This window comes from Pseudoalteromonas xiamenensis (assembly GCF_030994125.1).
Classification (GTDB): Bacteria; Pseudomonadota; Gammaproteobacteria; order Enterobacterales; family Alteromonadaceae; genus Pseudoalteromonas; species Pseudoalteromonas xiamenensis_B.
Map to the genome: position 1 here is coordinate 2,667,459 of NZ_CP099917.1, position 17,205 is coordinate 2,684,663.

The 17,205-nt window shown below is 45.0% G+C and carries 15 protein-coding genes; 12 read left to right on the forward strand and 3 right to left on the reverse strand.

All coding sequences use genetic code 11. The annotated features are described in order from the left end of the window. The first annotated feature begins 43 nt into the window (after positions 1-43). The 9 genes from ilvG (at position 44) to can (ending at position 9,439) form a co-directional block, all read left to right on the forward strand. Positions 44-1,696 (forward strand): acetolactate synthase 2 catalytic subunit, encoded by a 1,653-nt coding sequence (gene ilvG, locus NI389_RS12415; protein WP_308360207.1) that lies wholly within the window; start codon positions 44-46, stop codon positions 1,694-1,696. Then, positions 1,693-1,941, forward strand: a complete 249-nt coding sequence (gene ilvM / locus NI389_RS12420) for an acetolactate synthase 2 small subunit (protein ID WP_308360208.1) — start codon at positions 1,693-1,695, stop codon at positions 1,939-1,941. Before ilvG ends, ilvM begins: the two co-directional genes overlap by 4 nt. 27 nt (positions 1,942-1,968) lie before the next feature. Then, complete coding sequence (locus tag NI389_RS12425; RefSeq protein ID WP_308360209.1) at positions 1,969-2,097, forward strand: hypothetical protein; 129 nt, start codon at positions 1,969-1,971, stop codon at positions 2,095-2,097. Between the two features lie 154 nt (positions 2,098-2,251). After that, entirely contained in the window at positions 2,252-4,108 is a 1,857-nt protein-coding gene (gene ilvD / locus NI389_RS12430; RefSeq protein WP_308360210.1) for a dihydroxy-acid dehydratase, read from the forward strand. Next, positions 4,108-5,649 carry a threonine ammonia-lyase, biosynthetic gene (ilvA, locus tag NI389_RS12435; RefSeq protein ID WP_308360211.1) on the forward strand — a complete coding sequence of 514 codons (1,542 nt, stop codon included), beginning with the start codon at positions 4,108-4,110 and terminating at the stop codon, positions 5,647-5,649. The genes ilvD and ilvA overlap by 1 nt, the downstream gene beginning before the upstream one ends. 58 nt (positions 5,650-5,707) lie before the next feature. Next, the gene (locus NI389_RS12440) at positions 5,708-6,796 is read left to right on the forward strand and encodes an ABC transporter substrate-binding protein (protein WP_308360212.1); all 1,089 of its coding nucleotides are present in this window, start codon (positions 5,708-5,710) and stop codon (positions 6,794-6,796) included. Beyond that, complete coding sequence (locus NI389_RS12445) at positions 6,793-7,545, forward strand: hypothetical protein (RefSeq protein ID WP_308360213.1); 753 nt, start codon at positions 6,793-6,795, stop codon at positions 7,543-7,545. Before NI389_RS12440 ends, NI389_RS12445 begins: the two co-directional genes overlap by 4 nt. Positions 7,546-7,592: 47 nt before the next feature. Beyond that, the gene (locus NI389_RS12450) at positions 7,593-8,777 is read left to right on the forward strand and encodes a methyltransferase (protein ID WP_308360214.1); all 1,185 of its coding nucleotides are present in this window, start codon (positions 7,593-7,595) and stop codon (positions 8,775-8,777) included. Between the two features lie 5 nt (positions 8,778-8,782). Then, on the forward strand, positions 8,783-9,439 hold the full coding sequence (gene can, locus NI389_RS12455) for a carbonate dehydratase (protein WP_308360215.1): 657 nt from the start codon (positions 8,783-8,785) through the stop codon (positions 9,437-9,439). Positions 9,440-9,502: 63 nt separating this feature from the next. Here can and NI389_RS12460 read toward each other — a convergent pair whose 3' ends face one another. Next, complete coding sequence (locus tag NI389_RS12460) at positions 9,503-10,471, reverse strand: class 1 fructose-bisphosphatase (RefSeq protein WP_308360216.1); 969 nt, start codon at positions 10,469-10,471, stop codon at positions 9,503-9,505. A 155-nt stretch (positions 10,472-10,626) separates the two neighbouring features. Between NI389_RS12460 and NI389_RS12465 the strand changes: the two genes are divergently transcribed. Then, positions 10,627-13,059, forward strand: coding sequence for a zinc-dependent metalloprotease (locus tag NI389_RS12465; RefSeq protein ID WP_308360217.1), 2,433 nt, complete (start codon positions 10,627-10,629; stop codon positions 13,057-13,059). A gap of 32 nt (positions 13,060-13,091) precedes the next feature. On the opposite strand, the gene NI389_RS12470 is transcribed toward NI389_RS12465, so the two are convergent. Together NI389_RS12470 and NI389_RS12475 are read right to left on the reverse strand one after the other, a co-directional pair. After that, entirely contained in the window at positions 13,092-14,324 is a 1,233-nt protein-coding gene (locus tag NI389_RS12470; RefSeq protein WP_308362554.1) for a GGDEF domain-containing response regulator, read from the reverse strand. 141 nt (positions 14,325-14,465) lie between these two features. Next, positions 14,466-14,834, reverse strand: coding sequence for a DUF413 domain-containing protein (locus tag NI389_RS12475; RefSeq protein WP_308360218.1), 369 nt, complete (start codon positions 14,832-14,834; stop codon positions 14,466-14,468). Positions 14,835-14,925: 91 nt separating this feature from the next. Between NI389_RS12475 and NI389_RS12480 the strand changes: the two genes are divergently transcribed. Continuing rightward, positions 14,926-15,771 carry a LysR family transcriptional regulator gene (locus NI389_RS12480; protein WP_208842309.1) on the forward strand — a complete coding sequence of 282 codons (846 nt, stop codon included), beginning with the start codon at positions 14,926-14,928 and terminating at the stop codon, positions 15,769-15,771. Positions 15,772-16,036: 265 nt separating this feature from the next. Continuing rightward, entirely contained in the window at positions 16,037-17,182 is a 1,146-nt protein-coding gene (locus NI389_RS12485) for an OprO/OprP family phosphate-selective porin (protein WP_208842310.1), read from the forward strand. Positions 17,183-17,205 lie beyond the last annotated feature (23 nt).

A 17,205-nucleotide genomic window follows, 5' to 3' on the forward strand; every position in this document is an offset into this window, starting at 1 on the left:
TTAGGATCAAAATTTAATTTTACGTTACGAATGGGGATGAGGAATGACAGGCGCACAGTTGGTAGTAGAGTTGCTTTCGAGGCAAGGGGTTAAAGAGGTATTTGGGTATCCTGGTGGTGCAATTATGCCAATTTACGACGCCCTCTACGGTGCGCCAGTTAAACATTACCTAACGCGTCATGAGCAAGGTGCAGGGTTTGCCGCGGTTGGATATGCACGTAGCACAGGAAAACTTGGCGTATGCCTAGCTACTTCTGGTCCTGGCGCGACAAACCTAATCACGGCACTTGCTGATGCCATGATGGATTCGGTGCCACTACTTGCGATTACAGGACAAGTGCCTACGGCTGCCATCGGTTCTGATGCATTTCAGGAAGTGGACGTGTTAGGTATGTCGCTTTCATGCACGAAACACAGTTACATGGTTGAGCATGTGGACGAGCTCGCTCAAGTATTACAAGAAGCAATGCACGTTGCGCAAAGTGGTCGTCCAGGTCCCGTTTTGGTTGATATTCCGAAAGACATTCAGATGGCGCAAGTACCTTTTCATCCATGGCTAGCGGAAGAGTTTGATGAACACCCCACAGTATGTGAGACGCAATTGGCACGAGCCAACGAACTTTTAGCACAAGCACAGCGTCCTGTGGCCTATGTGGGTGGCGGCGTACAAAGCGCAGATGCACAAAGCGAATTAATGGCGTTTCTTAACGCCTCCAAAATGCCAGCAGTGTCTACGTTGAAAGCGCTTGGCAGCGTACTGCCAAGTTATGAATACGATTTGGGGATGCTTGGCATGCACGGTGGACAAGCGGCGAATCTAGCGGTCCAACAATGCGATCTTTTGGTGTGTATCGGTGCGCGATTTGACGACCGTGTAACGGGAAATTTGGCAAAGTTTGCGGCAAAGGCAAAGGTAATCCACCTAGATATCGACCGGGCTGAAATAGGTAAACGTAAACCCGTTGCGGCAATGTTACATGCGGATTTGAAAGCGTCCTTGCCCGCACTTAAACCCGTGCTCTCTTCTGAGGCGTGGCAACAACATGTGCAAGATATGATGAGTACACATACATGGCGCTATGATTTTCCTGGTGAAGAGGTTTATGCACCAAGGCTTTTGAATCAATTGAGTCAGCAACTTCCCGACAATGCAGTCGTGTGTTGTGATGTTGGGCAACATCAAATGTGGGTTGCTCAACACATGAAGTTTACTCACCCTTCAAATCATTTAAGTAGTGGTGGAGCGGGTACCATGGGATTTGGTCTGCCGGCTGCAATTGGTGCGCAAATCGCCCGTCCTGAGGACTTGGTACTTACTGTATCAGGCGATGGTTCTATTATGATGAACATTCAGGAATTGGCGACAATTCGTCGTAACAACCTTCCTGTAAAAATTCTGATTTTAGATAACCAAAGACTGGGTATGGTTAGACAGTGGCAGCAATTGTTTTTTGAGGGTCGTTATAGTGAAACGAATCTATCTGACAATCCCGATTTCGTTCAACTGGCTGCTGTCTTTGGGATTCCAGGGCAAACCATCACTCGTGGTGAAGAGGTAGATAAAGCAATTGAAGCATTGGTGTCATCGCCGGGCCCTTATCTACTTCATGTGTGTATAGATGACAAAGCAAACGTATGGCCACTTGTACCACCAGGGGCTGCAAACGATGAAATGATGACGGAGAACGCGAAATGAAACACCAATTGACCCTTGCAGTAAAAAAGCACAGTATCGCGATAGAGCGTTTTTTGCGCGTGGCGCGTCATCGTGGTTTTGCATTGACGAATCTAGAACTTGAAGGCGCTACAAACGACGAACTTTTCCATGTAAAGATGACGGTAGATAGCGATAGACCTATCTATTTACTGACAACCCAACTTAGTAAATTGGTTGAAGTAAAAGATGTACAACTGCATACCTTAAAGCAACAGGCTATTTAAAAGAGATTACCAATAAGGTATGAGCAGATGACAAAAAAATCATATTTTGTTTGGCACAATGGCGAAATAACCCCATGTGATCAAGCGACAACTCGCGTGTTGAGCCACTCTATTCACTACGGTAGAGCTAAAAAAGGCGTATTTCGATTTAGTTAAAGGTTCTTCTGAAGATCAACGCGGTAGGTTGGATTACGTTAACGAATAAGCGCATCGCGCTATTTATGCAGGGCTGGCACTTTGTCAGCTATAGAAAGTTTTGGGAATGAGGAAAGTCGTGGTCGTCACCACGCAAATTAAATAAGGGTAGAACATGGCTAAATTACGTAGCAAAACAACAACGGAAGGCAGACAACGAGCAGGCGCTCGCGCGCTTTGGCGCGCAACAGGTATGACTGATGCAGATTTTCACAAGCCAATTATCGCCGTTGTGAATTCTTATACGCAATTCGTACCGGGTCATGTTCACCTTAATCAGCTGAGTGAATTAATGGCGGAAACCATTCGTGATGCGGGTGGTGTGCCAAGAGAATTTAATACGATAGCGATCGATGACGGTATCGCCATGGGGCATGGAGGCATGTTGTATTCATTGCCATCGCGCGATTTAATCGCGGATTCAGTTGAATACATGGTTAATGCGCATTGTGCCGATGCCATGGTGTGTATATCAAACTGTGACAAAATTACCCCTGGAATGTTGTTAGCCGCACTGAGATTAAACATACCTGTGATCTTTGTATCAGGTGGTCCCATGGAAGCAGGTAAAACACGTTTGGCTGACATTGATATTAAACTAGACTTGGTTGATGCGATGGTGAAAGGTGCTGACCCATCGGTGTCAGATGCCGATTCAGAGCAAGTTGAACGTTCTGCGTGCCCAACGTGTGGTTCGTGTTCCGGCATGTTCACGGCCAACTCCATGAACTGCTTGCTTGAAGCGCTAGGTCTTGCGTTGCCAGGCAATGGGACAACCCTTGCTACGCATTCGGATCGCAAGCAATTGTACGTGGCTGCTGGTCAACGTATTTTGGCGCTTTGCGATGAATATTATGGCAAGGACAATGAGGCTGTCCTACCGCGCAATATCGCGAATCAAGCGGCGTTTATGAATGCGATGACACTCGACATCGCAATGGGAGGCTCGTCCAATACAGTGCTGCATTTATTAGCCGCCGCGCAAGAAGGTGAAGTTGCATTCGATATGAATGACATTGACCGTCTATCGCGCGCGACGCCGTTCTTATGTAAAGTTGCGCCCGCAACACAACAGTATCACATTGAAGACGTTCATCGTGCAGGTGGGATCATGGCAATCCTTAATGAATTGGCGCGTGCAGATAAACTTGACTTGTCAGTAGGCCATGTCGCAGGTGGTACTCTAGGTGAGGTGCTAACCCGTTGGGATGCAGCCGATGAATCAAATGAAAAAGCACAAACCTTCTACCGAGCAGGACCTGCGGGGATCCGTACAACACAAGCTATGAGTCAATCTTATCGCTGGGAATCTCTCGACTTAGACCGTCAACAGGGCTGTATTCGCAGTGTAGAACATGCGTTCCGCCAAGATGGTGGTTTGGCTGTGTTAAAAGGCAATTTAGCGGATGATGGCTGTATTGTTAAAAGCGCCGGTGTAGTGGATGAAATGTTGAACTTCACGGGAACGGCAGTTGTGTTTGAATCGCAAGATGATGCTGTCGAAGGTATTTTAGGCGGACAGGTTAAAAAAGGCGATGTCGTGGTCATTCGCTATGAAGGGCCAAAGGGTGGCCCAGGTATGCAAGAAATGTTGTACCCAACGAGCTATCTTAAATCTATGGGCTTAGATAAATACTGTGCCTTATTAACCGATGGACGCTTCTCTGGTGGAACATCAGGTTTATCGATTGGTCATGCATCACCAGAGGCTGCAAGTGGTGGGGTGATTGCATTGGTCGAAAACGGTGACCGCATTCAAATCGATATTCCAAATCGTGGTATCCACTTATTAGTCGATGAGAGTGAACTTGCAGCGCGGCATGAAAAGCAATTAGCGCGTGGTAAATTGGCTTATAAGCCACTTGATCGTGAGCGTTCTGTTAGTCCTGCTTTGAAAGCCTACGCATTGCTTGCCACGAGTGCAGATAAAGGAGCTGTTCGAGATTTAAGTAAACTAGAGGAACTCAGCTAATGGTTGCTCAAGAACTCGATTATTTTCGGGCTATCATCCAAGCCAATATGGAGCCATTAGCCAAGGTCACTGAAGTCAGCGAAATGGCGGCGTTATCGGAGCAATTAGGTAATCAGGTTTGGCTTAAGCGTGAAGATCAACAACCGGTGTATTCCTTTAAGTTGCGCGGTGCATTTAACAAGCTTAGACAGCTTCCTCAGGGTAGCAACGTGATTACGGCTTCTGCGGGTAATCACGCTCAAGGTGTTGCGCTCTCAGCAGCCCATTTAGGTCATCATGCGACCATCGTTATGCCTGTTACAACGCCCGAAATTAAGGTTAATGCGGTGCGTAAATTGGGTGGTGAAGTCGTGTTGTTTGGACATCATTTTGATGCTGCAAACGCCCATGCCTTATCTCTTTGTGAAAAATCGGGAGCGGTATTTGTGCCGCCTTTCGATGACAAAGACGTAATCATTGGTCAAGGCACTATTGCGCGCGAATTAATGCAGCAGTTGGATGAAGTGGATGCCGTCTTTATTCCTGTTGGCGGTGGTGGGTTACTCGCAGGGATGGCGGTATACATCAAATCGCTTCGTCCCGACATTCAGATCATAGGTGTAGAGGCTGAAGACAGTGCATGTTTAAAAGCCGCGCTAGACGCAGGGCACCCAGTGGAGCTCAGCAGCGTCGGAAGTTTTGCGGACGGCGTTGCCGTAAAGCTTATAGGAAAAGAGACGTTCCGTTTGGCGCAAAAGTTTTGTGATGAAGTGGTCACAGTAACGGCTGACGAAATTTGTGCCGCTGTTCAAGACATTTTTGTTGCGACCCGTGCCATTGCTGAGCCATCAGGGGCGTTGTCGACTGCGGGATTAAAAAAATGGTGCCGAGACAATCAGGTGAGGGGCTTGAACCTTGCAGCGGTGCTGTCGGGTGCGAACTTGAACTTTGATAGGTTGCGCTACATCGCTGAGCGAACCGCTCTCGGGGCGAAGAACGAAGCGCTGTTAGGTGTGACCATTAAAGAAGAAAAAGGGAGTTTTAAACGTTTTTGTCAGGCATTAGGTGGTCGCTCAATAACCGAATTCAACTACCGTTATGCGGGAGAAGGGGATGCTCAGATATTCGTCGGTGTGGGCTTACGCAATGGGCAAATTGAGCTTGAGCAGTTGAAAGCTGGTTTGGTTCAAGATGGTTATCATTTTGACGATCTTTCCGATAACGAACTGGCAAAACTCCACATCCGTTACATGGTTGGTGGCAAACCGCCCGTCGCATTGCAAGAACGCTTGTTGCGCTTCGAATTCCCCGAATATCCAGGCGCGTTGGCGCGCTTTTTAGAAATGTTGGGCAGCAATTGGAATATTACGTTGTTCCATTACCGAAATCATGGTGCCGCACAAGGTAATGTATTGGCTGGATTTGACATCACACCTCAACAGTATGAAGAGTTTGATGCGCATTTGGCGCGACTTGGTTATCAATATCAAGATGAAACGGAGAATCCATGTTTTCGCCAATATTTGAAAACACCACCAAGTCTTGCTCGAAAGGCCGGATAGCTTGAAAATTTAACGTGCTTTTCTATAGTTAGCTCATAGAAAAGCACGGAGCTCACAGATGAAAGCAGCGCGCAAGGTTTCGCTCGTTCGCCAAATAGGCCTGATTTTGGGTTTACTGTTGTTTTCATTTCAAAGTACAGCCATCGAAAACGTCACGTTACAGTTAAAATGGACTCACCAATTCCAATTTGCTGGGTATTATGTTGCGAAAGAGAAAGGATTTTACAAAGAAGCGGGCCTGCACGTTAATATCGTCCCCGCAGATCCGAGCAATCCTGATACCTTTTTTAGTGTTTTGTCAGGTCGAGCGCAATTTGGTCTTACACATTCAGGTATTTTGCAGCAACGTTTAGAAGGCAAGCCCCTTGTCGCAATGGCCGCGATTTTACAGTCGTCACCGTATTGTTGGATGGTTAAAGCGCAAAGTGGCATTAATGGCCCAAAAGATTTCGTGAATAAACGAGTGAGTCATATTAGTCGCAGCGAAAATGCGGAGCTGCTGGTCATGCTCGAACGCGCTGGGGTAGAGGCTAAAGACCTTGCCTTGTATGCTGGCTTACATCCTATTCGAGATTTCCAACGTGGTATCGTTGATGCTCTACAAGTTTATGTAACTAACGAGCCTTTTCAAATGGCGCAGCTTGGTATCGACGTGCGGCTTATTTGTCCCAAACGTTACGGATTAAATGTCTACGGAGATATTCTCTTCACGAGCGAACAGCTTCTTAAAAACAACCCAGAACTTGCAGAGCGGTTTTTACAAGCGAGTTTGAGAGGTTGGCGATATGCATTACTCAACCTACAAGAAGCGCTAACTATCACGCATTCGCGTTATGCAAAAGATAAAACCATGGAACAACTTGCTTATGAAGCGGAAAAACTCTCGAGTTATATCTCTGTGCCCGGTGTGCCGATTGGCAATATGACCTTAAATAAGTGGGAATGGATAGCGGATTTGTATGGTTTTGACCGTGATACCTCGGGCCGTTCTTTATCTGGTTTTTTGTTGTACTCTCGACCGTTAGACAAGCCAGTTTGGTCTTGGATGCTGATTGCCGCCGTAGTTCTGACCATTGTTTCAATTCCAATGTATATCTACCTGATTTTCTTTAAGCAGCGAAAATACAAATTAATGAGGCGGCAATGACAAAATCTGCAATTTGTGTGTTGCTTGGGTTGATTGGCGGTCATGTACTCGCGTCAGAAGAACCACCCTATACCATTAATATTTCTGAAAGTGTTGCATCCCCTGAAGCCAAAGACGTCATTATTAAGCTACTCGAAGCGCTCTATGCACGAATCGATATAACGCCTCGTTTTGTCATGCTCCCTTCTTCACGAGGCATGCTAATGGTTAACAGCGGTGAGCTGGATGCTGAAGCGGCAAGGGTTGATACGGTGGCGTCGAGTTATCCCAACTTAGTTCAAGTACAAACACCATTGCTTGAACTCACCGTAGGTTACTACTGTTTAAAAGAGCAAGCGTGTCAAAACTTTGATGAAGATACGGTGTTTATTGTGCCAAAAGGCAGTAGGTTATTAACCGAGTTTTGCGACACCCACCGATTGACGTGTTTACCGGTTAACAATGATGAATCGGCATTTAAAACGATTGGCTCTGGGGTTGGAGATGTGTTGTTGTCTGCAGATTGGATTGCGCGAACCGTGATGTGTAACTCTCATTATCGCACGTTTTATTATCGACCAGAGCTGACTTTGACAACGGAGGTTTATCATTATGTACACCGAAAACATCAATCCTTGTTACCTCAGCTTGATGCTGCAATGATGACATTGAACCATGAAGGGGTAATTAAAGACTTTATTCAAAATGGCATGAATAGCCAAAATAGTTGTGATGCTAAAATTATTACTTTGCCTTCTAGTGCTTTGTAGTTTTGAAGATGCTTAGTAAACTATCGCCTTTTGTGTAGGCTAAGACAATGCCATTTTCCGCGCGTTTTTCCCGATTAGATGAATTACTCCATGAAACACAAGCGTATTGGCAGCAAGTTGCGTTCGCCTGTGATGATATCCCTTGGCCAGAGTTAAAGCCTGCACTGTTGCAATTGTCGGATGAGCAAGTCCATTTACTTGATAGCTCCCCTGGTACTTTGCTGGAATGGCTGGTTCCCTATATTCCTCAACTTTCTGAAATACATCGTTTAAGTGCGTTGTCACAACCACATCATACGTCGTTGACGTTTCCTTTTTGGCTGGAAAATGGCATCAAAGGCCGAAAGTTAGAACAACTAAAATCGTTTGTTGAGACGTTAAGTCCGATTGAAGGCCGATGGCTAGAATGGTGTGCAGGCAAAGGGCATTTAGGCAGAATGCTTGCTTTTCAAGGGGCACAGCAGGTCGTTTCTGTCGAGTTGCAGCAAGCGTTGTGCGATGATGGTAGTGCCAGCGCAAAGAAACAAGGCTTGCCAATGGCGTTTATGTGCAAAGACGTACTCAATGATGCCGTCGATGATTGTTTTGAACAGGTTGATCACGCCGTTGCCCTCCATGCGTGCGGTCGTTTACATCAAGAGTTTCTGATCAAGGGTGCACAAGCGCGCTGTAAAAACCTCATCGTTTCACCTTGCTGTTATCACCTTTTTACATCCAATGAATATGAGCCGATGAGTGTAGAGGGCAGAGCTGCGCGTACGCAACTCACGCACCACGACATGAAACTTGCACTGCAAGAGACTGTCACCGCACCGAGTCGTTTGACTGCGGTCAGACATCGAGAAGTGGCATGGCGTTTAGGATTTGATGCATTAAGAAAGTCGGTAACGGGTCACTGTGAATACGTGGGCGTCCCGTCCGTAGGCAAACAAATTTTCTCTGGAGCGTTTTCTGATTTCTGTTATTGGGCTGCAAATCAAAAAAATATTGCTTTACCAGATCACCTCGATTTCGACTCATTTCTAGCATTAGGTGTAAAAAAACAGCAAATAACGGCGCGAATCGAACTCGTACGCCATGCCTTTCGGCGAGCGATTGAGATCTGGTTGGTCCTCGATAGGGTTTTATATTTGCAATCAGCTGGGTATGATGTAGAGGTATTTGAGTTTTGTGATAAAGCACTTACACCGAGGAATGTGTTCATCAATGGGGTGCTAAAAAAAGAAGGGTGAGCACAATGTGTGAATTAGACCATTTATTGGCTAAGAATAAACAGTGGGCAGAGCGTACGCTTGGCAAAGATCCACAATTTTTTGATAAGTTATCAAAACAACAAAAACCGGAATATCTATGGATTGGGTGTTCTGATTCACGTGTGCCAGCGAACGAAATTGTTGATCTAATGCCGGGTGAAATGTTTGTGCATCGCAACGTAGCTAACGTTGTGGTACATACCGATCATAACTGTCTTTCTGTGATGCAGTTTGCCATTGATGTACTCAAAGTGAAGCATATTCTCGTTGTGGGCCATTATGGTTGTGGTGGTGTGCAAGCGGTATTAGATGAAGCTCGCTTCGGTTTAATTGATAACTGGCTACGCCATGTAGCGGACGTCAAAGAAAAGCATCAAAATGTCCTAACCGATTTGACCCCTAAAGCGCAAAGCGACGCATTATGTGAGCTAAACGTAATTGAACAGGTACGTAATGTTTGTTTAACCAATCTTGTTCAAGATGCGTGGCAGCGAGGACAAGATCTGACTATTCACGGTCTCGTGTATGGCTTAAAAGATGGTCTTTTAAAAGAGATCTACACCGCAGTGAGCGACCCAGAAACGCTCCAATCGGGCTATCAAGATGCTATTTTTGCGGTTGCCGACAGACAACTTCAATAAACCTTGAATGGGTTGATAAACCAAATTGAAAAACGCGACCTAAGTCGCGTTTTTTTGTGGTGTTTATTGGTGATAGCCTAAACACGCTTCAACTTCATTTTTCGATCCTAGGATCACGGCGACACGTTGATGAATTTCGGTCGGCTGAATGTCGAGAATTTTTTCTTGTCCTGTATGAGCAAGGCCGCCGGCTTGTTCAATCAACATGGCCATTGGGTTCGCTTCATAGAGTAAGCGAAGTTTGTATGGTTTATTTGGATCTTTAGTGTCTTCTGGGTATGTGAATAAACCACCACGGCACAATACACGATGTACATCACCCACCATCGCTGCAATCCAACGCATGTTAAAGTTTTTGCCTCGAGGCCCTGTTTTACCCGCTAGCAAGTCTTCTATATATTGCTGCATTGGAGCTGTCCAGAAACGTTGATTTGAAGCGTTGATCGCAAACTCATTCGTATCGGCTGGGATTTTTGCGTAGTCGTGGGTAAGGAGGAAACTCCCGTGCGTTTTATCTAGGGTAAAAATGCGAGTGCCTTTACCAGTAGAAAGAGCAAGCATGGTCGATGGACCATAAAGGACATAACCTGCGGCAACTTGCTTGCGACCCGATTGTAAGAAGATGGCCGGATCGGCAGGATCTGACGCTTTATCGACTTCCATAATTGAGAAGATAGTACCAACAAGCGAGTTGATGTCGATGTTTGACGAACCATCGAGTGGGTCAAATGCAACGATGTATTTTGCCTCTGGGTTGCCTGCAACCGTCGTGTCTTCTTCTTCGGATGCAATGGCTTTCACATAGCCGCTTTCTAAAAGAATATCTTTGAGCAGTTGATTCGAGAGTACATCTAACTTTTTTTGGGTTTCACCTTGAATGTTTTCATCTAAGGTAGAGCCTAATACGCCAGAAAGTGCACCTTGACCAACGCGGAAAGAAATTTCTTTACACGCCGCCAATATAGTACGAATAAGAGAAACCAATTCACGTGAACAACCGTCTTCTACCAACACCGGTGGGAGTCTTCGCATTTTTAGATCCTGATAACGTTTCGTCTATCGAGTATAAATTGTGAGAGAGTCGACAGACTGCGCTGAATTTTCGTCTAAAGTAGCTGTATTTTGTATACCATCTTCATATACTGGTACAAACAATTACTTAAACCCGACTTAACAAAGATAAGCTTATGCCAAAAACTAAATTTATAAAGCACGCTACTTCTGCTTTGTTATTGACTATGATAACTCAAGCGCACGCAGCAATTAAGTCTATAGACTCGTTTACTGAGACTTTTAATCATTTTCCTGGTTTTTATAGTGTCTATGTCGACCCTCAAACTGCACATGTTTACCTCGACGTGGATAAATTAGATAAACCTTTTTTACTGCAACACAGCCTGCCATATGGTGTGGGTTCTAATGACATCGGTCTTGATAGAGGGCAGCTAGGCGGGACTTACGTTGCCCAGTTTGAGCGCATTGGTGACAAAGTATTACTGAAAGCGCTGAATACATATTACCGTGCAAGTGCTGAAAATGCCGCGGAAAAACAGAGTGTACAAGAAGCGTTTGCTGCGAGCGTATTGCAGGGCTTTAAAGTAGTGGCAGAAGACAATGACAGTGTACTTATCGATTACACACCCTATCTAATGTCTGACGTACACGGTGTGTCACGTCGTTTAGCAGACACGAAACAAGGTAACTTTTCATTAGACAATGCACGTAGCGCGGTATTCTTGCCAAGAACAAAAGCATTTGTCAAAAACACGGAGCTAGAAGCGACGTTAACGTTTGGTGGCAGCAATCCAGGTGAGTACATCAAACAGGTTAGTGCAGATCCGTATGCGGTTACTGTGCATCAACACCACTCTCTCATTGAGTTACCGGATGATAAATACCAGCCTCGTCCATTCCACCCTCAATCGGGATATTGGAGCATTGAACACAAAGATTATTCGGCGCCACTGGGCCAATCGATGTATGTGCGCTATATCCCAAGACACCGTCTTGAGAAAAAAGACCCCTCTGCAGCGGTAAGTGAGGCTGTAGAGCCTATCATTTACTATTTGGACCCTGGTGTTCCTGAACCAGTTCGTAGTGCGTTGCTCGAAGGCGCAAGCTGGTGGAATAATGCGTTTGAAGCCGCTGGTTACAAGAATGCCTTCCAAGTAAAAATGCTCCCAGAAAGTGCAGATCCGATGGATGTTCGTTACAACGTTATCCAATGGGTACACCGCGCAACCCGAGGTTGGTCTTATGGTTCATCGGTTATTGACCCTCGCACTGGCGAAATTCTGAAAGGACACGTTACACTCGGGTCGTTGCGCGTACGCCAAGATATTCTCATTGCTGAATCATTGGCCGCACCATTCAAAACGGGCAATGAAACGAATGAAACCTTGCAAGCAATGGCGCTGGACCGTATTCGCCAACTCAGTGCGCACGAAGTAGGGCACACGTTGGGTATTGCGCATAACTTTTCTGCATCGGTAAAAGACAGAGCGTCTGTGATGGATTACCCACACCCGCTGTTGAGTATTAACGATAAAGGGGAGCTGGATGTCACACAAGGCTATGACAAAGGCATTGGTGTTTGGGATAAGCAAGTCATCAAGTACGGGTATGGTGATTTCAATGAATCACAGGAAAATAACGCGTTAAAAGCGGTGTTGGCGGAAAACAAAACACTAGGTTTGGAGTTTATTTCCGATGACGACGCAAGAGCGCAAGGTGGCAGTCATCCCACAGCACATCTATGGGATAATGGTAACGATCCGGCTGAAGAGCTAAACCGCGTATTGGACGTTCGTCAAAAAGCACTGGGTCGCTTTGGAATTGAAAATTTAAAAAATGGTGAAGCCCTTTCACAACTTGAAGAAAGGCTTGTTCCATTGTACTTGTTCCACCGTTATCAAGTTGAAGCCGCAGTAAAGCTGATAGGTGGTGAAGACTACAGTTATGAAGTACGAGAGGAAGGTCAGGCTCCGCATGGGATTCAAGTGATTGCACGTGAGCGTCAACTTGCTGCACTCAAAGCTATTTTGAAAACGCTGACACCGAAAGAACTAATGATCCCTGAATCTGTTCTCGCACTTGTCCCACCAAAGGCGTACGGCGAATATAAAACACGGGAAAGTGTCGTCGGACGTACAGGACTTTCATTTGATGCGATGGCGTTACCCGAAGTGGCGGCCGCACAATCATTAAAGCTGCTTTTGAATCCAGAACGAGTCAATCGTCTAATACAGCAAAAAGCGAGAGACACGAAAAACTTAGGTTTAGATACTGTTTTGTTTAGAACATATCAGCAAGTGTTTGAGACAGAAGAAAAGACAGGCATGGCGCTATTACTCTCTCAGCGCACGCAAATATTGGCAGCGAAGCAATTTGCGGAAATGAGTGTTAGCGACAAAGTGTCACCTGAAGCGCAAGCCATGTTCAAGCGGTTTGTACATAAGTTGGCAGAATTACCGCAAGATGCGTCATTATTTGATAGTAACAAAATTGGTAAAGCGACGTTTAAGGTGTATCTCGCTGAACAGATCCGTTGGTTCCAAGAGCATGGTAAATGGCCGGATGGTTTCAACGCACTGCCATTACCGCCAGGGTCGCCTATTTAATCGACATAAATTCGCTATTATCGCTTGGTCTCCTAGACCAAGCGATTTCGTCCAGTTTCCTTCGCTTGGTATAAATTGACGTCGGCATGTTTGAGCAGCGTATCGATATTGTGGTTGAGCTCCTCGATTAATCCTGCTGAAACGGTAAAATGAATCGCGTGCTCGGAAAATGAGCGACTGTTTTTTTCAATATATTGTATAAACAACGCTAGCTGCTGTTGAGCTTCCGCTTTATCATTCGTCGTAAACTTAATTGCAAATTCTTCCCCACCCATGCGTGCGATAAGGTCGTTAGGAAAAAACTTGCTTAATGCAGCAGAAAAGCTTTTAAGCACCGCATCACCCGCATCGTGTCCATGGTTATCGTTAATCAATTTAAAGTGATCAATGTCGAGCATCGCGAGACAAACCGCGGCTTGTGCTTTTTCATCGACACGCAGCAGCTTTTTGGCTTCTTCAAAGAAATAACGACGATTTGGCAAATCAGTCAGATAATCGGTGTTCGCTTGACGGCGAATAGTTGCGATGTTTTCCAACATATCAACGTTTTGACTCAGACGGCAATAAAACTCCTCGTTATTGAAGGGCTTACGTAAATAATCATTAGCGCCACTTTTGATAAAACGCGCCGAGAGCTGCGCTTGTTCAGAGCTCGAAATACCGATGATCGCAATATCTTCGTCATTGTGTTTTCGCCGTACCTCAATACACAATTCAGCACCATTAAGTTTTGGCATTTCAAAGTCGGTGATGATCACACTGATGTCCGGATTTTCGGCAAGCACTTGAAGCGCGTGCTCCCCGTCGTGGGCCTCATACACACGGTATTTTTGTCTTACCAACAAGGTTTTGATGTAGTGGCGGGCTGAAATAGAGTCCTCAACAATTAAAATCGAAATCTGCTTGTTTTTAGGCAACCGCTGCAGCTGTTTCTTTAAATAGTGATAAGCCTGTTTATGTTCTTTTGTGATGTAGTCGATAATAGGGTAACGTTCCACGGTCGTACGCGTTGACTCATCTATGTTTCCCGTCATGACAATGGTGGGAATATCCGCCTTGATGGTAACAGGGATTGCTTCACCGTTGGGCGCGTCAGGTAGAATAAAATCGACCACAGCACAATAATAACTATGTTGTTTGATTAGTGCTTTGGCTTCTTCCAGTGTCGCCGCAATGTCTACGGCATAACCGACGGAGATAGCAATATGTTTCTGTACTTTTGCTATTGTTGGGGTATCTTCAATTATTAAGGCTCTTAGCACAATACAAACTACTGCGTTTCAATTGGATGTAATAATTATTAATAGTGAAACCGCGAAAAAGCAACGAAAATCAAGTAGGGAAAGGAAGAAACAGAGACTCAAGGAAACCAAACAGAGTTGGTTTCCTGTTAAGCAATACAGCGCTTAATAGTCGTCGTCAGAGGTGACAGCTGCAGGCGCATTGTCCGCGACAAGACGAGAGCGACCAAATAAAGTATGGAATTTCGCTTTGCTTGTTGTCAGTTTCAAGTATTTAATCCAAGCGCGCTCGAATGCATTCGTCGGCTCGCTGGTATTTTCCATCACTTGAGTGAACTGAGTTTGAAAACTATTTTGTGGTGCTAAGGTTTTATTGTATAACCCCTTTAGAACTACACCGTGGTTTTCTAAGATTTCAGCTTCAAGTATTGTGAAGTGGCCACTTCGTGCAAAACCACGAGGAAAATTTGCATCGTCATAGAATTGTTTTGGGCTTGCAAAAGCGTTACGTAATTCAGATAAATTAATGTTCATGACTGATTCCTTTGATCTTCCATCTGGGCTGGAGTATGGACCACGACGATGAATTTTTTAAACAAGATATTTTTATCGAAAGGATAAATTTGTGGATATAGATTTATTGAAGACATTTGTTGAGGTTGTTCGAACCCGTCATTTTGGTCGAGCGGCTGAAAACTTGTACATTACCCAATCGGCGGTGAGTTTCAGGATCCGTCAATTAGAGCAAAGTCTGGGGGTAAATCTATTTATTCGTCAACGCAATAATATTCAGCTTACTGCGCCAGGTGAGCGTTTATTGCCGCATGCGAAGATGATACTAACAGGGATGCAGCGGGCTAAAGTGGATGTTGCTCTTGCAAACAATATGCATAAGCAGTTGTCGCTTGCGGGAACTCCAAATATATGGGATGCCTTCTTACAGTTTGGCATTAATAACATTGTATCAGCGATGCCTGATGTTTCTTTGGTTGCTGAGGTGAAAGCACAACAAGAGAGCACGCGTTTACTGCTCGAAAGAACGCTCGACATGGCGGTGTTGTTTGACCCGCCAAAAGTCGATGAATTGCTTGTTCAACCAATCAGTGATTTAGCGATTATTCCTGTGAGTACATTTGCGGGTCTTACGCGAGATGAATTTTTCGAGAGACAATATGTCTATGTTGATTGGGGAACCGCGTTTTCACTTTGGCATGCCAAACAATTTACCGGCAATACGCCGCCATTTTTTAGAACGAGTACTGGCCGTATTGCACTTGATCTGATTTTGCAATGTGGTGGAAACGCATTTGTGCCTGAGATTTTGGCCAAGGAGCACATTGAAAGCGGACAGCTACATCGCATTGAACAAGTACCTCCGACTTCACGAGAAGTGTTTGTGGCTTATCACCGCGACAATGATCAAAAAGAGCAGATTGAAAAAATTGTCGAATTGCTTATTCGGTATGACTAACGCTCGATATTGCGCGTAAACAAAAGTAGGTAGAGGTATGCGATGCGTTAATGCCTCTTCCTTCTGCAATAACATAAAATTTAAAGTTTTACCTTTCATAGGAATATTTCATTTCGATTACATTTTAATTTCCATAAAATGTATTTTTTATGAAAAAAACATTTCAACTGTAATATAAAGTTCATATTCCTTTCCTAAACTGTGCCCGAATTAAAAGTGAGGCAGTGAAAAACTGCTGATAATTACGTTATTTAGGACAGTAAAAATGAAGACATCTTTTAAACTTGCTGCGTTAACACTGGCTCTCTCGGCTGCGTTTTCAACTCAAGCGGCTGAAATTTCGACGAAGGGCGGCTTTAAAGTTAAGTCAGATGACGGACGTTATACTTTTGCCGTTGGTGGCCGTATCCAAATGGATGGGACTGCGTTCAACAGCGATGACATTGATTTAAATAACGGAACTGAAATGCGTCGTGCGCGTATTACCCTAAAAGCAAACATTGAAGAATGGGAATACAAACTCGATTACGATTACATTTCAAGCGAATCGGTAAAAGACGCATTTATCGCATACAATGGTTTCAAAAATACCATTATCCAGATTGGTAACCAACGCCAAGCGTTTGGTATGGAAGCGAACACCAGCTCAAACGACGTCTCTTTCATCGAGCGTTCATTGATTACAGACCCATTTGACCAAGGTCGTGGCTTTGGTATCGCGGCGAAGCAGTGGGGTGATAACTGGTCACTGAACTATGGTGTATACGGTCAAGACGTGAATGCGGCAAACGGCAAAGACGAAGAACTTAGCTTCAATGGTCGTTTTGCATACGCTCCAATCAAAGAAAAAGATCGTATGGTGTCTTTCGGCTTCTCGGCATTGCAAACTGAGTTAGAAGACGGCGGTTCTGTTCGTTTACGAGCGCGCCCTGAATCACATCAAGCAAACACGCGTATCGTGGATAGCAGTTCAATCGCTGCAGACAGCTATACAATGTTTGGTTTAGAGTCAGTGATGCAATTCGGTTCCCTAACGTTACTTGGCGAATACATCAAAGAAGACGTAGACAGCGTGGATGGTAGCGACCCAAGTTTTGATGGTTACTTTGTCTCAGCGTCTTACCTACTTGATGGTGGTATGCGTAATTACACGACAAAAGGCGGTAAATTCAAAGGTTACAAGCCTGGTGCAAACGGCGCTTGGGAACTAACTGCACGTATTTCAAGCCTTGACCTAAACGATGCTGATGCAAATGTATTTGGTGGCAAAGTAGATTCAATCACGCTTGGTGCGAACTACTACATCAATTCAAACATGTTAGCTAAATTTAACGTTGTTTCAGCAAACGGCGACGAGTTTGCTAAGTACGATTCAACGTCAGTTGGTGCGCGTCTACAAGTAGTTTGGTAAGCAAGGACTTGACGTTCTGAGCT

What these genes read in the sequence shown, in the direction of transcription:
- ilvG (WP_308360207.1), top strand. Translation starts at nt 44, where the DNA reads ATGACAGGCGCACAGTTGGTAGTAGAGTTGCTTTCGAGGCAAGGGGTT.
- ilvM (WP_308360208.1), top strand. Translation starts at nt 1,693, where the DNA reads ATGAAACACCAATTGACCCTTGCAGTAAAAAAGCACAGTATCGCGATA.
- NI389_RS12425 (WP_308360209.1), top strand. Translation starts at nt 1,969, where the DNA reads ATGACAAAAAAATCATATTTTGTTTGGCACAATGGCGAAATAACCCCA.
- ilvD (WP_308360210.1), top strand. Translation starts at nt 2,252, where the DNA reads ATGGCTAAATTACGTAGCAAAACAACAACGGAAGGCAGACAACGAGCA.
- ilvA (WP_308360211.1), top strand. Translation starts at nt 4,108, where the DNA reads ATGGTTGCTCAAGAACTCGATTATTTTCGGGCTATCATCCAAGCCAAT.
- NI389_RS12440 (WP_308360212.1), top strand. Translation starts at nt 5,708, where the DNA reads ATGAAAGCAGCGCGCAAGGTTTCGCTCGTTCGCCAAATAGGCCTGATT.
- NI389_RS12445 (WP_308360213.1), top strand. Translation starts at nt 6,793, where the DNA reads ATGACAAAATCTGCAATTTGTGTGTTGCTTGGGTTGATTGGCGGTCAT.
- NI389_RS12450 (WP_308360214.1), top strand. Translation starts at nt 7,593, where the DNA reads ATGCCATTTTCCGCGCGTTTTTCCCGATTAGATGAATTACTCCATGAA.
- can (WP_308360215.1), top strand. Translation starts at nt 8,783, where the DNA reads ATGTGTGAATTAGACCATTTATTGGCTAAGAATAAACAGTGGGCAGAG.
- NI389_RS12460 (WP_308360216.1), bottom strand. Translation starts at nt 10,471, where the DNA reads ATGCGAAGACTCCCACCGGTGTTGGTAGAAGACGGTTGTTCACGTGAA.
- NI389_RS12465 (WP_308360217.1), top strand. Translation starts at nt 10,627, where the DNA reads ATGCCAAAAACTAAATTTATAAAGCACGCTACTTCTGCTTTGTTATTG.
- NI389_RS12475 (WP_308360218.1), bottom strand. Translation starts at nt 14,834, where the DNA reads ATGAACATTAATTTATCTGAATTACGTAACGCTTTTGCAAGCCCAAAA.
- NI389_RS12485 (WP_208842310.1), top strand. Translation starts at nt 16,037, where the DNA reads ATGAAGACATCTTTTAAACTTGCTGCGTTAACACTGGCTCTCTCGGCT.